Genomic DNA, 13,975 nt, shown 5'->3' on the forward strand with positions numbered 1-13,975 from the left:
TGAGTGTTCGCGGCCATCCTCCAAGGGTGCATGGCCGAAGCCGCGCCTATAGTTCAATCGTCTGGATTTTGGAAGCGAAAAAAGATAGCCGATCGGCGGGAAAACGCTTGTCCGCAATACCGCATAGGGAGCAGTCTTTTCCTGTTGTCCGGGGTTATTGATGTCGCAGCGTTCCATTTCAATAGATTATCTGAAATGCCTCCTCGCGATCGGAGTCGTGGTCGCCCATTCGCTGTTGATTCACATGGATTTGCGGGAATGGAGCTATCTGCTGGGGATGAGCGTGCTGCGCAGTCTGGTCCCCGCATTCTCGGTCGTTTCCGGTTTTTGCTTCTTCTTCACCCGCTCGCGCGGGAAGTCGCGGAAATGGCTGTCGGGGCTGGTGCTGGTCTATGCCTTCTGGACGCTGTTCTATGTGCCGATCTGGCTCAAGCCCTATTCGACCCTGCATGAGGTGCTGATTGCGGTGGTCTTTGGCACGATGCATCTGTGGTATATCGCCGGGCTGATCGTCGCGGCGGTGCTGATCATGGGCTTCCTGCGGCTAGGCGAGATCACGCGCAGCGGGCTTTGGCCGATGCTGCTGGCCGCGCTTGTCCTTTACCTGCTGGGGCAGGCCATGTCCTTCTGGGCCTTCTTCGCGCAATCCGACATGCCGCTGGAGTATCAGCGAAACGGGCTGACGGTCATCTTTCCCTTTGCCGCGATCGGCTATGCCCTCGCGGTCTGGGTGGCGCGGAACGGGCGTGACCGCCTGCCGCGGCTCGGGTTGCTCTGGCTTGCGGTGGCGGTTCTGTTCGGGGCGCGGCTGGTCGAGGCGATGATCGTCCTGCGCCTGCACGGCCTCAGCCTCAGCGTCCTGCCCGAGATGCCGCTCCTCGCCATTCTGGCGCCGGTCCTGCTGTTTCTGGCCTTCCTGCGGGCCGATCTGCCGGAGGTGAACGTCAACCTCAGCAATTGGTCCTCCAGCATCTATTTCCTGCATATCTTCGTCATCCTGTTCCTGCGTCATTTCTTCGGCATCGACGACGTGGTGATCTATGTGGCGGCCGGGGTCAGCCTGCCGGTCATCGCGCTGATGTGCTGGGATCGGATGAAGCCGGTCCTGTTCCGGCGGCTCGGCAGGCATGACCGCCCCGCGGCGGGGGGAGGGCCTGCGCGGCAGACCCTCCGGCCGGATCAGATATAGGGCTCGAGAAAGCCCTTCGGGATCATCAGGTTGTGGCGGCCCAGGTTCTTCACGTCGCGTTCGCCGCAAAGCGCCATCGTGATGTCGAGTTCCTTCTGGATGATCTCCAGCGCCTTGGTGACGCCCGCCTCGCCCATTGCGCCCAGCCCGTAGATGAAGGCGCGGCCGATATAGGTGCCATGCGCCCCCATGGCGAGGGCCTTCAGCACGTCCTGACCCGAGCGGATGCCGCTGTCGAGATGCACCTCGATCTTGTCGCCGACGGCTTCGAGGATGTCGGGCAGCATCCTTATCGAGCTTGCGGCCCCGTCAAGCTGGCGCCCGCCATGGTTGCTGACGATGATCGCATCCGCGCCGAAATCGGCGGCGATGCGGGCGTCGTCGGGATCATTGATGCCCTTCAGGATCAGCTTGCCGCCCCAGAGGTCGCGGATGCGCGCGATCTTCGTCCAGTCGAGCTGGGGGTCGAACTGCTCGGCCGTCCAGCTCATCAGCGAGGAGGTGTCGCCGACGCCCTTGGCATGGCCGACGATATTGCCGAAATACCGCCGCTTGGTCCTGAGCATCTCAAGCCCCCAGCCCAGCTTCATCGCGAGGTTCAGCATGACCGGCAGCGTCAGCTTGGGCGGGGCGGAAAGGCCGTTCTTCAGATCCTTGTGCCGCTGGCCGAGGATCTGGAGGTCGAGCGTCAGCACCAGCGCCGAACAATTGGCGCGCTTCGCCCGCTCGATGATCGCCTCGAGGAATTCCTGGTCGCGCATGACGTAAAGCTGGAACCAGAACGGATGCTGCGTCGCCTCGGCCACGTCCTCGATCGAGCAGATCGACATGGTCGAGAGGGTGAAGGGCACGCCGAATTTCTTGGCGGCCCGCGCGGCCTTGATCTCGCCATCGGCGCATTGCATCCCGGTCATGCCCACCGGGGCGAGGCCCACGGGCATCGCGACCTTCTGGCCGATCATGGTGCTTTCGGTGGTCCGGCCGGTCATGTCGACGGCGACCTTCTGCCTCAGCTTGATCTTGGCGAAATCCGTGCTGTTCTCGCGGAAGGTGCTTTCCGTATAGCTGCCGCTCTCGGCATAGTCATAGAACATCCGGGGCACCCGTCGACGGTAAATCGCCTTCAGATCGTCGATGCAGGTGATAACGGGCATTTGGCCTTCCTTCCTTGGTTTCAGTTGCCGGCAGGGGCGGGTGCCGGGGCGGGTTCATCGCAGGACGCGGCCCCATCCGGGCAGGCGTCGAGCGATTTGTTCGAGAGCGTGGCTGCCCGGCTGCGCAGCGCATCGGCCCGCGCGGCCAGGTCCGCGCCGGTCCCGGTGGGCGCAGGCGGGCCGGATCGAAGGCCGGCCGCCCGGCCCTCAAGGCCGTGGGCGACCGAATCGGGGCTTGCCGCCACCTCGGCCGCGTGCTGGGGCAGGCGCGGCTCGGCCAGAAGCTGGTCGGTGGGCAGCAGGGCGGGGTAATCCCCCATGCGGTCGTCGCAACCCGCCAGCGCCAGCAATGCCGCCAGCGCCAAACCGTTCCGTGTCACCGTCATCCAATCCCCCGTCCGAACGCGCGTCAGCATAGGCGCGAGGTGAAGTCCGGCACAAGATCCGCTCTTTCCGCCGTCTGCCGCCCGGCCTAGAAGTAGGCATGGCTCGCACGCATGGATCAAAGGCAGAAATTACCGGACCGCTGATCCGTGAGGCTGCGCGCAACCTGTTCGCGCGTCACGGCTATAGCGCCGTCTCGATGCGCCAGATCGCGGCCGAGGTCGGCGTGCAGGTCGGCACGATCTATGCCTATACCCCTGATAAGCAGGCGCTGCTGGCCGATCTTCTGCGCGGCCATATGGAGGATCTGCTGGCCGAATGGCAGGACGATCCGGCGCGACCGGCGCTGGAGCGGCTGAACGCCTTTCTGCGCTTCCACGTCGAGACCAGCATTGCCCGGCCCGAGGCGGTGTTCCTCTCCTATATGGAGCTGCGCAGCCTCAGCCCCGAAAATCGCCGCCAGATCGCCCTACTGCGCCGCCGCTACGAACAGGCGCTGGAGGCGATTCTTGCCGCGGGCGAGGCCGAGGGCGTGATGCATGTCCCTGACCTGCGGCTGACCACCATGGCGCTGATCGCCATGCTGACCGGCGTGACCAACTGGTATCGCGAAGGCGGCCGGCTTGATCAGGAGCGGGTGGTCGCCATCTATTGGGATCTGGTCCGTGGCGCGGTCGGCGCCTGATTTTCCTTTCCATCCGGTCCGCGCAATCAGATATAAGGCAGCATGAGTCTTCCGCCCCAATTCCTTGATGAGATCCGCGCCCGCGTGCCTTTGTCGCGCGTGATCGGCCGCAAGGTGGTGTGGGATCTGCGCCGCTCGAACCAGGCCAAGGGCGACTGGTGGGCGCCCTGTCCCTTCCACGGCGAAAAGACCGCATCCTTCCATGTCGATGATCAGAAGGGCTTCTATTACTGCTTCGGCTGCCACGCCAAGGGCGACGCGCTGACCTTCCTGCGCGAGGCCGAGGGGCTGGGCTTCATCGAGGCGGTCGAGATCCTCGCCTCCGAGGCCGGGCTCCAGATGCCCGAGCGCGACCCGAGGAGCGTCGAGCGCGCCGACCGGCGCACCGAACTGGTCGAGCTCATGGAACAGGCCGTGCGCTGGTTCCGGCTGCAACTCGGCTCCGGCCTTGCCGCGGATGCGCGGGACTATCTGGCGCGGCGCGGTCTGGACGGCGCGGCCTGCGAGCAGTTCGGCATCGGCTTCGCGCCGGATCAGCGGCAGGGGCTTTTCAATGCCCTGCGCTCGAAGGGGATCGCCGAGGCGCTCATCGTCGAGGCCGGGCTGGTCGCAAAGCCCGATGACGGCGGCGCGCCCTTTGACCGGTTCCGGGGGCGGATCATGTTCCCGATCCGCGACGGGCGCGGGCGCTGCATCGCCTTTGGCGGGCGGGCCATGGATCCGAATGCGCGGGCGAAATACCTCAACAGCCCCGAGACCGCGCTGTTTGACAAGGGGCGCAACCTCTACAATGTCGGCCCGGCGCGGGCGGCTGTCGCCAAGGGCAAGCCGCTGGTCGTGGCCGAGGGCTATATGGATGTCATCGCGCTGGTCCGCGCCGGTTTCGAGGGCGCCGTGGCCCCCTTGGGGACCGCGATCACCGAGGACCAGCTTCGCCTGATGTGGCGCATCTCGCCCGAGCCGGTGATCGCGCTGGATGGCGACAGCGCGGGGTTGCGCGCGGCCATGCGGCTGATCGACCTGGCCTTGCCGATGACCGCGCCGGGGCAGGCGCTGCGCTTTGCCTTCCTGCCGCAGGGGCAGGATCCCGACGACCTGATCCGGGGCAGGGGCGCGGCGGCGATGTCGGCGGTGCTGGACGAATCCCGGCCGCTGGTCGACCTGCTCTGGCGGCGCGAGACCGAGGGCAAGGTCTTTGACAGCCCCGAGCGCAAGGCCGCGCTGGACAAGGCCTTGGGCGATGCGGTGGCGCGGGTTCCCGACAAGGACACGCGCGAGCATTATTTCGCGGCGCTGAAACAGCTTAAATGGGAGCTTTTCGGCAATCGTCGCCGCGAACCCGCGACCCAGCCCATGGCTCCGCGCGCAGCCTGGCAGCCGAAGGGGATGCGCGGCGCGTTTCCGGGGCCGGTGGCGCCGGTCGCCTCGACCCGCGCCTCGCGGCTTTCGGCGCCCGATCTTGACGAACATGCGGCCGAGGGGATGATCGAGGCCATGGTCCTTGCCATCTGCGCGACCCATCCCGAGCTGATCGCCGCGGTCGAGCCGCGGCTCGAACGGCTTGAGCCGGCGGATGCGGACCGGGCGGCGCTGATCCATGATCTTCTTGCCGGCAGCCAGTCCCAGGCGGGCCAGCGCGCCCTTGAAAGCGTCATGGCCGAACCCCATGTCAGGGCCGCTCCGGCGATCCTGCGACCGCAGGAGGGTGATGCCGCGGGCGGGATTCTCGCGAACGCGCTCGACCGGATTGAGGCGCGGCGCTCTGCACGCGAAGAGATTGCCCGCGCCGAGGCCGAGATCGAGGGGATGGCCGATGAGGGCCTGACCTGGCGCGTCGCGCAATCGGCGCGTGCGCGGCAATTGGCCGATCACCCCTCGCTCGCCGATCTTTCGGATCTGGGCGAGGATCGCGAAGCGATGGCGGCGCAATTGCGTGCCGCGCTCGAGAATGAAATCTGGCGCAAACCGCGCCGCTGAGCCGATCCTTTCCTGCCGACCCCTCCGGGTCCGAATCAGGGTCGGCGAATCACTGATCCCGGTTCGGGCGGCAGGCTTTGATTCCTGCCCGGACTTCGATAGAACCGGCCGATAGCCGATCCCGATTCGCCGATTCGCGAATCACCGCTTCAAGGGAGCCAGCATGGCAGCTAACGACGACGACCAGAAGCCCGACACCAAGGACGACGATCACTCGCTGGACATGAGCCAGGCTGCGGTGAAGCGGATGATCGCCGAGGGGCGCGAACGCGGCTTCATCACCTATGACCAGCTCAACGCCGTCCTGCCGCCGGAACAAGTCAGTTCCGACCAGATCGAGGACGTGATGTCGATGCTGTCCGAAATGGACATCCGCGTCGTCGAGAACGATGAGGAATCCGACGACGGCGAGTCGGCGGGCGAGGTCGCGACGACCTCTTCCGGCTCGCGCGAGATCGCGGTCGCGACGACCGAGACCGAGAAGCTGGATCGGACCGACGACCCCGTGCGGATGTATCTGCGCGAGATGGGTTCGGTCGAGCTGCTGTCGCGCGAGGGCGAGATCGCCATCGCCAAGCGGATCGAGGCCGGGCGCAACACCATGATCGCGGGCCTTTGCGAAAGCCCACTGACCTTCAAGGCCATTACCATGTGGCGGCAGGAACTTCTGGACGAAGACATCCTGCTGCGCGACGTGATCGACCTCGAAACCACCTTCGGCCGCTCGATGGACGAGGAGGGCGAGGAAGAGGACGTGCTGGCCGAAGAGGCGCCGCGCGCCGAGGCCGGTAATGCGAACGGTCGCGATGATCAGGAACTCGACGCCGATGGCAACCCGATGCGGCGGTCCGAGGACGAGGAAGAGGACGAGGACGGCCAGAACCTGTCGCTCTCGGCCATGGAAGCCTCGCTGAAGCCCAGGGTGCTCGAGACGCTGGAGCTGATCGCCCAGGGTTACGAAGAACTGGCGCACATGCAGGACAACCGCATGTCGGCCACGCTGAACGAGGACGGCACCTTCTCGGCCGCCGATGAGATCGCCTATCAGCGCCTGCGCTCGCGCATCGTCGGGCTGGTGAACGAGCTTCACCTGCACAACAACCGGATCGAGGCGCTGGTCGACCAGATCTATGGCATCAACCGCCGTATCGTGACCATCGACTCGGGCATGGTGAAGCTGGCCGACGCGGCGCGCATCAACCGGCGCGAGTTCATCGACGCCTATCGCGGCTGCGAGCTTGACCCGACCTGGGTTGACCGGATGATGACCAACAAGGGGCGCGGCTGGCAGCACCTTTTCGAGAAATCGCGCAGCCAGGTCGAGAACCTGCGCAGCGACATGGCCATGGTCGGCCAGCATGTCGGCGTCGATATCGAAGAGTTCCGCCGCATCGTGAACCAGGTCCAGCGCGGCGAGAAAGAGGCGCGTCAGGCCAAGAAGGAAATGGTCGAGGCGAACCTGCGCCTCGTCATCTCGATTGCTAAAAAATACACGAACCGTGGCCTTCAATTCCTTGATCTTATTCAGGAAGGCAATATCGGCCTGATGAAGGCCGTGGACAAGTTCGAGTATCGGCGCGGCTACAAGTTCTCGACCTATGCGACCTGGTGGATCCGTCAGGCGATCACGCGCTCGATCGCTGATCAGGCCCGCACCATCCGTATCCCGGTCCACATGATCGAGACGATCAACAAGCTGGTGCGGACCGGGCGGCAGATGCTGCATGAGATCGGTCGCGAGCCGACGCCCGAGGAACTGGCCGAGAAACTCCAGATGCCGCTGGAGAAGGTCCGCAAGGTGATGAAGATCGCCAAGGAGCCGATCTCCCTCGAAACCCCGATCGGGGACGAGGAAGACAGCCAGCTTGGCGATTTCATCGAGGACAAGAACGCCGTCCTGCCGCTAGACAGCGCCATTCAGGAAAACCTGAAGGAGACGACGACCCGGGTTCTGGCCAGCCTTACCCCGCGCGAGGAGCGGGTTCTGCGGATGCGCTTCGGCATCGGCATGAACACCGATCACACGCTGGAAGAGGTCGGCCAGCAGTTCAGCGTCACGCGTGAACGGATCCGGCAGATCGAGGCGAAGGCGCTGCGCAAGCTCAAGCACCCGAGCCGGTCGCGGAAACTTCGGTCGTTCCTGGATCAGTAGGATTGGAGACGTCCTTTTTTCTCTATCGCAGCCGGACGGAGTTGACTGCGCGGTCTTCGGGCTGCGCGGACATTCTGGCTGCGTCCCGGTCCCGCAATCAGGCATTCGGGCTGACGGGCTATCTCCATCTCGAGGACGGCTGTTTCTATCAGTGGCTGGAGGGTCCGCCGAATGCGCTGGCCGAGGTTGGCCAGATGATCACCGGCGACCGCCGCCATTGGGATGTCGATTTCATCTGGCAGGGCACGCAGCCCGACCGCAGGTTCCGCGGCTGGGAGATGGGCTTTGGAACCTCGAATGCCGGCACCCTCTTCGACTGGGTGGCCGAGCAGGGGATCCAGGTCAGCGACCAGACCTCGTTCTCGCGCGGGTTGCTGGATTTCATGCTGTCTGAGCTGCGCGGCCTGCGATCGGCCTGATCCGGCGAAAATGAAAATGCCGCGTCCCATGGGCGCGGCATTTGTCATTCGTGATGCAATCTAGGTATTGGGGCGCGGGCGACCTCTGATCACCAATGCTTGCTTGCATTTTCGGGGCAAAAGGTGAACAGTCACAGCTGGATCAAGGAAAGGGTCGCGACGGCGGCCCAAGATGGTGGGCAGCGTGAGCGGGAAGATCGAAGCATGGCTTGGGGAGAGTGCGAACCTGCAGGTTCTCCTTGTGCTTGCGCTTGGCGTGGCCCTGATCCTTTGTATCGCGCTGGCCAGGACACGGCGCGCGGCGGCGGCGGCGGCGCTTGCCTCCCGCATTGCCGAGGATGGATTGCGCGACCGGCTGGAGCAGGAAAGCCGGGCGCTGCGCGACCAGCTTCTTGCCGCGAGCCGGCTTGAGACGCGGGGCGAGGCGCTGAACCAGCGCATGCGGGAACTGGTCGAGGAGCGGGACGGGCTGACCGACGCTCTCCACCGCGAGCGCGGGTTGCTCTCATCGCTGCAGCGCGAATTGGCCGAAACCCGGCTTGCAGCCGAGAAGGACCGCGAGGCGGCCGAGCGTGACATCCAGACCCTGCGCGAACTGCGCGAGGAAATGACCGGCCATTTCCGGTTGATGGCGAACGAAACCCTGCGCGTGCAGGGGGCCGAGATGCAGAAGACGCATGGCGACCAGCTGAACGCGCTGCTGAACCCGTTCAAGGAGCAGGTGAACCGCTTCCAGACCGAGCTTCAGACCCGGAACAAAGCCACCGACGAGGAGCGGGCGCGGCTGAAGGAGCAGATCGAATACCTGCACAAACGCTCCGAACAGATCTCGCAGGAGGCCGTCGCGCTGACCCGCGCGCTGAAGGGCGACAGCCAGAAGCGCGGCGCCTGGGGCGAGATGATCCTTGAGCGGATCCTTGAGGATTCCGGCCTTCTGGAAGGCACCCATTACCACAGCCAGACCAGCCACCGCGACGCCGAGGGCAAGCTGTGGCGCCCCGATGTCATCGTCAGGATGCCGCAGCGCAAGCTGCTGGTCATCGACAGCAAGGTCTCGCTCAACGCCTATGAGGAAGCGGTGAATGCCGAGGATCCGCTGCTGCGCGAGGCGGCCTTGCGCCGCCACGTCGCCTCGGTCCGCGGCCATGTCGCGCAGCTTGCCGCCAAGGGCTATCAGGCGCTGGACGACGGCTCGGTCGACTACGTGCTGATGTTCATTCCGGTCGAGGGCGCGTTTTCCGAGGCGCTGCGGGTCGATCCCGATCTTGCCCGATATGCGATGGAAAACCGCGTCGGCCTTGCGACGCCGACCACGCTGATGCTGACCTTGCGCACCGTCGATCACATCTGGACCGTCGAGCGGCGCGAGTCGAACGCGATGCAGATCGCGGCGCGGGCGGGCCAGCTTTACGACAAGCTGCATGGCTTCGTCTCGGCGATCGAGGATGTGGGTGTCGCCCTCGACAAGGCGCAGAAAAGCCACGCCACGGCGATGGACCGGCTGTCGCGCGGCTCGGGCAATGTCATCCGTCAGGCCGAGATGCTGCGGGAACTGGGCGCGCGCACGCAAAAGCGCCTCGGCCTCGACCATGACGGCGGCACGCTTCCCCTGCCCGAGGAAGCGGCGGAGTGAGCCTGACCCGCCTCCATGTCGAGACAAGGGGGCCGGCGCTTCACGAGATCACCCGCAGGCTCAGTGAATGGCTCGCCTCGATCGGTGCCGGGGACGGTGTCCTGACGTTGCTCGTCCGGCACACGTCCTGCTCGCTGCTGATTCAGGAGAATGCCGATCCCGATGTGCAGCGTGACCTGCTGGCCTGGCTGGATCGCGTCGCGCCCTCTGCCGATCAGCCGTCGATGGGCTGGATCACCCACCGGGACGAAGGCCCGGACGACATGCCGGCGCATCTGAAGGCCGCGATCCTTCCGACCAGTCTGCAGGTCCCGGTCGAGCGTGGGCGGATGCTGCTTGGCACATGGCAGGGCGTCTACCTTGTCGAACACCGCCTTGCCCCGCATCGGCGCGAGGTGCTGGCCGCGTTTCAGGCAGGTTGAACAAGCTCGGCCCCCGGCGCTAAATTTCCTTTCACTTGTCGTCATGTTGTGAAAAATTTGAGCAACAAAAGGCGCATGGCCAAGGTGCAAGGACAGGGAATGGCGGCAGGCAACCGATCGCAGGCGGCGCAGGGTCTTACCCTGATCGCGCCACCACTCGCATATGCCGTTCTGGTCATGGCGGCGCCGCTGGTGACCATCCTTGCCTATTCCTTCCTGAAGGATGGCTATCTGACGGTCATCCGCGAATTCACACTGGAGAATTACCGCGCGGTCTGGTCGGACCCGATCTTCCACACCATCCTGCGCCGTTCGCTGGGCGTCGCGGCGATGGTGACGCTGGTAACGGTCGCGCTGGCCTTCCCGGTCGCCTATTTCCTCAGCTTCGTCGTCGCGGCCGAGCGCAAGGGCCTGTGGCTTTTCCTGATCACCATCCCGTTCTGGACCAGCTACCTGATCCGGGTTTTCCTGTGGAAGGTGATCCTCGGCTATAACGGCGTCATCAATTCCGGGCTGAAATCGCTTGGCATCATCGAGCAGCCGCTGAGCTTCCTGCTCTACAACATCAACTCGATGGTGATGACGCTGGCCCATGCCTATGCGCCCTTCGCGATCCTGCCGATCTTCATCGCGCTGGAAAAGATCGACCGCTCGCTGCTGGAGGCCGGGCGCGACCTTGGCGAGAGCCGGGCGATGACCTTCTGGCGGGTGACGCTGCCGCTTGCCATGCCGGGCGTGGTCGCGGCCTCGCTGATCGTCTTCATCCCGACCATCGGCGACTATGTGACGCCGGCGCTGATCGGCGGTGGCAAGATCCCGATGATCGCCAACATGATCCAGTCGCAGATGCTGGATCAGGACAACCGGCCGATGGGTTCGGCGCTGGCCGTCTCCTCGATGCTGGTGGTTGCGATCCTCAGCCTGCTCTTCGTCCTCGTGAACCGCCGCTTCCTGAAGGTGCGGCAATGAAGGGCGGCGGTCTCAGGGTCTATGCGGTCGCCTATCTGCTCTTTCTCTATGCGCCGATTTTCCTTCTGCCGGTCTTTGCCTTCAACTCGGGCACCGTCATTTCCTTTCCGCTGAAGGGCTTCACGACCGAATGGTTCGTGCAGATGTTCGGCAATGCCTCGCTCAGGAAGGCATTGTTCAATTCGCTGACCATCGCGGTCTCGGCCTCGGTCTTTGCGACCTGCCTGGGCATCTTCGCCGCCCGCGCCTCGACCCGGTTCGAGTTTCCGGGCAAGACGCCGATCATGGCGATGATCATGCTGCCGCTGGTCCTGCCCGAGATCATCGTCTCGATCTCGCTCCTCGTCGTGCTGCTTTCGATCGGGGTGCAGCTCAGCATCCTGACGGTGATCCTTGGCCATACGCTGATCTGCATGCCCTATGCGACGGTGATCCTCTCGACCGCGTTCAACTCGCTCGACCGGTCGCTGGAGGAGGCGGCCTATGACCTTGGGGAAACGAAATGGAGCGCGTTCCGGCTGGTCATCCTGCCGCTGGTCATGCCGGGGATCATCTCCTCGCTGCTGATGAGCTTCACGATCAGTCTGGACGAATTCATCATCGCCTTCTTCCTTGCCGGGAACGAGCCGACGCTGCCGACCTATATCTTCAGCCAGCTGCGTTTCCCGAAACAGACTCCGATGATCATGGCGCTGGGGACGGTGCTGGTCGTGATGTCGATCCTTCTTCTGACCATCGCCGAATATTTCCGCCGTCGCGGCCTTGCCAAGACCGGCGCCAAGGATACCGGAGGCTTCCTGTGACGACCCCAAGCAGCAGCACTGCCGCGCATCGCGCCCGCACGGCGGCCGCCCGTCCGATGATCGAATGCCGGGACGTGCAGAAATACTATTCCGATTACCACGCGCTGCGGGGCATCGACCTGACGATCCGCGAGGGGGAGTTCTTTTCGCTCCTCGGCCCTTCGGGCTGCGGCAAGACCACGCTTCTGCGCACCATCGCGGGGTTCGAGGATATTTCCTCGGGTGCCGTGCTGATCGACGGGCAGAACATGGAGGGGGTGCCGGCGAACCGCCGCCCAACCAATATGGTCTTCCAGTCCTACGCGATCTTTCCCCACCTGACCGTGGCCGAGAATGTGGGCTTCGGCCTGCGCCGCGACCCGCGCTCCAAGGCCGAGAAGGCCGCCGCGGTCGAGGAGGCGCTGGAGATGGTCGGCCTCAAGGGCTATGGCAAACGCGCCAGCCACGCGCTTTCCGGCGGCCAGCGGCAGCGCGTGGCGCTGGCGCGCGCGCTGATCCTGAAGCCCAAGGTGCTGCTGCTGGACGAACCGCTATCCGCCTTGGACCGCAAGATGCGCGAGCAGATGCAGGTCGAACTGATCAAGTTGCAGCGTCAGGTCGGCATCACCTTCGTCCTCGTCACCCATGATCAGGAGGAGGCGCTGGTCATGTCCGACCGCATCGCCGTCATGTTCGAGGGGCAGATCGCCCAGCTTGACGGGCCGGAGGCGCTTTATGCCCGCCCGACCAGCCGCCGCGTCGCGAATTTCATCGGCGTGATGAACTTCCTGCCCGCCCATGTCCTTGGCGAAACGCCGAACGGCGTCGAGGTCGAGGTGCCCGGTCTGGGCCGGGTCGAGATCCCGGCCGGCAATGTCAGCCGCAGGGATCCGGGCGACGAGGGGCCTTCGGTCGGCTTCCGGCCCGAGGCCGTCTCGCTGCTTTCGGCCAGCCAGTCGGGGACCGGGCGCGTCACCGGGGGGGTGATCGACGAGGTCGTCTATTACGGCGACATGACCTATTACGACGTGCGGCTCGACGGCTCGGCCAGTTTCGACGGCAAGGCGCGCCCGGTCAGGATCGCCATGCGCAACGTCTTTGGCCGCGAGGTGCAGGATGTCGGAACACGCGCGAATGTGAGTTGGTCTCCCGGCTCGCTGGTGCTTTTCCGCTGATTTCCACGCCTTCCGGCAAGATATTGCCATGCCGGATTTGCGGCCCGGGCCGAGGCGTGCCACGTTCGTCAGGCAATGCAACAGACGGAGATCCAAGATGATCGCACGTTCCGCCATTCTTCCCGCACTCGCTTTGGCCGCTTCGGCGCTGACCGCAGGCATCGCCTCGGCTCAGGAGGCCGCGCCCGCGGCGCCCGCCGCTCCGGCCACGACCGAGGCCCCTGCGGCCGCGCCGGTGCAGGACAATGGCGCTGCATATGAAAGCGCGCGCAACCAGTTGGGCGTGCTGAACTATTGCCAGGAAAAGGGCTTCATCGACGGCAAGGCGGTCGAGACCCAGACCAAGCTGCTCGCCATGATCCCGGCCGGTGACACCGCCAAGGGTGACGCGGCCGAGGCCAAGGGCAAGGAAGGCACCGTCTCGGCCATGGGCGTCGAGCGCACGCTTGCCGATGCCGCCACCGAGCAGAAGACGACCGAGGATGCGCTCTGCAAGCAGATGGACACGCTCCTCCAGCAACTCGCCGCGCAAGTGCCGAGTTGACGGACTGACAATTGATGGCATTTCCGGTCAGGGTCGCTCCGGCCGGGAATGCCGGGGCCGGCCCTTCGCGATGGGGGCCGGCCCCTTTGCTTAAAGGGGCGGCAATCCCGCCTGCACCTTCTTCGGCAGCGCATGGCGCACCAGCCGATAGCTGTGGCGGATGCGATGGGCCAGTTCATCGGGCGCGGAATCGAGGGGCAGGGCGACCCAGCTTCGATGCAGATAGGCCGCGCGCTCGGCCACTCCGGTTTCGATCAGGAAGGCGGCAAGCTCGGCGCCATCGGTCTTGACCGCGACATGGGTTCCGGCCGTGCCGGTCACGGCGAATGTCTTGCCACCGATCTTCCAGCAATCATGCCCTCCACCCCAGGGATCGGACCATTCCGCCCCCGGTTGCCCGGCGCAGATCTCATTGACAAGTTCGCGGCTCATGCTTGCGAGTTTTGCAGCCTCTCTTGGCAGAGACAAGGCGATGGTTTATGGCAACGGC

The 13,975-nt window shown here is 64.9% G+C and carries 14 protein-coding genes; 11 read left to right on the forward strand and 3 right to left on the reverse strand.

Translation table 11 applies throughout. The annotated features are described in order from the left end of the window. The first annotated feature begins 160 nt into the window (after positions 1-160). Positions 161-1,189: an acyltransferase family protein gene (locus VNQ78_RS20720; protein ID WP_325693731.1), complete on the forward strand. Its 1,029-nt coding sequence runs from the start codon at positions 161-163 to the stop codon at positions 1,187-1,189. On the opposite strand, the gene VNQ78_RS20725 is transcribed toward VNQ78_RS20720, so the two are convergent. Both VNQ78_RS20725 and VNQ78_RS20730 read right to left on the reverse strand, forming a co-directional pair. After that, positions 1,180-2,343, reverse strand: coding sequence for an alpha-hydroxy acid oxidase (locus VNQ78_RS20725; protein WP_325693734.1), 1,164 nt, complete (start codon positions 2,341-2,343; stop codon positions 1,180-1,182). The two genes, VNQ78_RS20720 and VNQ78_RS20725, sit on opposite strands and share 10 nt — an antisense overlap. A 20-nt stretch (positions 2,344-2,363) precedes the next feature. Beyond that, positions 2,364-2,729 (reverse strand): hypothetical protein, encoded by a 366-nt coding sequence (locus VNQ78_RS20730; protein WP_325693737.1) that lies wholly within the window; start codon positions 2,727-2,729, stop codon positions 2,364-2,366. A 98-nt stretch (positions 2,730-2,827) separates the two neighbouring features. Between VNQ78_RS20730 and VNQ78_RS20735 the strand changes: the two genes are divergently transcribed. The 10 genes from VNQ78_RS20735 (at position 2,828) to VNQ78_RS20780 (ending at position 13,485) form a co-directional block, all read left to right on the forward strand. Next, entirely contained in the window at positions 2,828-3,412 is a 585-nt protein-coding gene (locus tag VNQ78_RS20735; RefSeq protein WP_325693740.1) for a TetR/AcrR family transcriptional regulator, read from the forward strand. Positions 3,413-3,454: 42 nt separating this feature from the next. Then, positions 3,455-5,389: a DNA primase gene (gene dnaG / locus VNQ78_RS20740; RefSeq protein WP_325693742.1), complete on the forward strand. Its 1,935-nt coding sequence runs from the start codon at positions 3,455-3,457 to the stop codon at positions 5,387-5,389. 163 nt (positions 5,390-5,552) lie between these two features. Continuing rightward, on the forward strand, positions 5,553-7,541 hold the full coding sequence (gene rpoD, locus VNQ78_RS20745) for an RNA polymerase sigma factor RpoD (protein ID WP_325693744.1): 1,989 nt from the start codon (positions 5,553-5,555) through the stop codon (positions 7,539-7,541). A gap of 2 nt (positions 7,542-7,543) precedes the next feature. Beyond that, on the forward strand, positions 7,544-7,960 hold the full coding sequence (locus tag VNQ78_RS20750; RefSeq protein ID WP_325693747.1) for a BLUF domain-containing protein: 417 nt from the start codon (positions 7,544-7,546) through the stop codon (positions 7,958-7,960). Between the two features lie 184 nt (positions 7,961-8,144). Next, the gene (gene rmuC / locus VNQ78_RS20755) at positions 8,145-9,593 is read left to right on the forward strand and encodes a DNA recombination protein RmuC (RefSeq protein WP_325693749.1); all 1,449 of its coding nucleotides are present in this window, start codon (positions 8,145-8,147) and stop codon (positions 9,591-9,593) included. After that, on the forward strand, positions 9,590-10,015 hold the full coding sequence (locus VNQ78_RS20760) for a secondary thiamine-phosphate synthase enzyme YjbQ (protein WP_325693751.1): 426 nt from the start codon (positions 9,590-9,592) through the stop codon (positions 10,013-10,015). The genes rmuC and VNQ78_RS20760 overlap by 4 nt, the downstream gene beginning before the upstream one ends. 99 nt (positions 10,016-10,114) lie before the next feature. Beyond that, entirely contained in the window at positions 10,115-10,984 is an 870-nt protein-coding gene (locus tag VNQ78_RS20765; protein WP_325693754.1) for an ABC transporter permease, read from the forward strand. After that, on the forward strand, positions 10,981-11,787 hold the full coding sequence (locus tag VNQ78_RS20770) for an ABC transporter permease (protein WP_325693756.1): 807 nt from the start codon (positions 10,981-10,983) through the stop codon (positions 11,785-11,787). Before VNQ78_RS20765 ends, VNQ78_RS20770 begins: the two co-directional genes overlap by 4 nt. 56 nt (positions 11,788-11,843) lie before the next feature. Beyond that, complete coding sequence (locus tag VNQ78_RS20775; protein ID WP_325693993.1) at positions 11,844-12,941, forward strand: ABC transporter ATP-binding protein; 1,098 nt, start codon at positions 11,844-11,846, stop codon at positions 12,939-12,941. A 97-nt stretch (positions 12,942-13,038) separates the two neighbouring features. Next, positions 13,039-13,485, forward strand: coding sequence for a pore-forming ESAT-6 family protein (locus VNQ78_RS20780; protein WP_325693759.1), 447 nt, complete (start codon positions 13,039-13,041; stop codon positions 13,483-13,485). Between the two features lie 90 nt (positions 13,486-13,575). Here VNQ78_RS20780 and VNQ78_RS20785 read toward each other — a convergent pair whose 3' ends face one another. Further along, positions 13,576-13,917, reverse strand: coding sequence for an MmcQ/YjbR family DNA-binding protein (locus VNQ78_RS20785; RefSeq protein WP_325693763.1), 342 nt, complete (start codon positions 13,915-13,917; stop codon positions 13,576-13,578). Positions 13,918-13,975: the final 58 nt, after the last annotated feature.

It is taken from the genome of Paracoccus sp. (in: a-proteobacteria) (assembly GCF_035556475.1).
Taxonomy (GTDB): Bacteria; Pseudomonadota; Alphaproteobacteria; order Rhodobacterales; family Rhodobacteraceae; genus Paracoccus.

Excerpts from the sequence above, each read along its gene's own strand:
- VNQ78_RS20720 (WP_325693731.1), top strand. The coding sequence starts at position 161 with ATGTCGCAGCGTTCCATTTCAATAGATTATCTGAAATGCCTCCTCGCG.
- VNQ78_RS20725 (WP_325693734.1), bottom strand. The coding sequence starts at position 2,343 with ATGCCCGTTATCACCTGCATCGACGATCTGAAGGCGATTTACCGTCGA.
- VNQ78_RS20730 (WP_325693737.1), bottom strand. The coding sequence starts at position 2,729 with ATGACGGTGACACGGAACGGTTTGGCGCTGGCGGCATTGCTGGCGCTG.
- VNQ78_RS20735 (WP_325693740.1), top strand. The coding sequence starts at position 2,828 with ATGGCTCGCACGCATGGATCAAAGGCAGAAATTACCGGACCGCTGATC.
- dnaG (WP_325693742.1), top strand. The coding sequence starts at position 3,455 with ATGAGTCTTCCGCCCCAATTCCTTGATGAGATCCGCGCCCGCGTGCCT.
- rpoD (WP_325693744.1), top strand. The coding sequence starts at position 5,553 with ATGGCAGCTAACGACGACGACCAGAAGCCCGACACCAAGGACGACGAT.
- VNQ78_RS20765 (WP_325693754.1), top strand. The coding sequence starts at position 10,115 with ATGGCGGCAGGCAACCGATCGCAGGCGGCGCAGGGTCTTACCCTGATC.
- VNQ78_RS20770 (WP_325693756.1), top strand. The coding sequence starts at position 10,981 with ATGAAGGGCGGCGGTCTCAGGGTCTATGCGGTCGCCTATCTGCTCTTT.
- VNQ78_RS20775 (WP_325693993.1), top strand. The coding sequence starts at position 11,844 with ATGATCGAATGCCGGGACGTGCAGAAATACTATTCCGATTACCACGCG.
- VNQ78_RS20780 (WP_325693759.1), top strand. The coding sequence starts at position 13,039 with ATGATCGCACGTTCCGCCATTCTTCCCGCACTCGCTTTGGCCGCTTCG.
- VNQ78_RS20785 (WP_325693763.1), bottom strand. The coding sequence starts at position 13,917 with ATGAGCCGCGAACTTGTCAATGAGATCTGCGCCGGGCAACCGGGGGCG.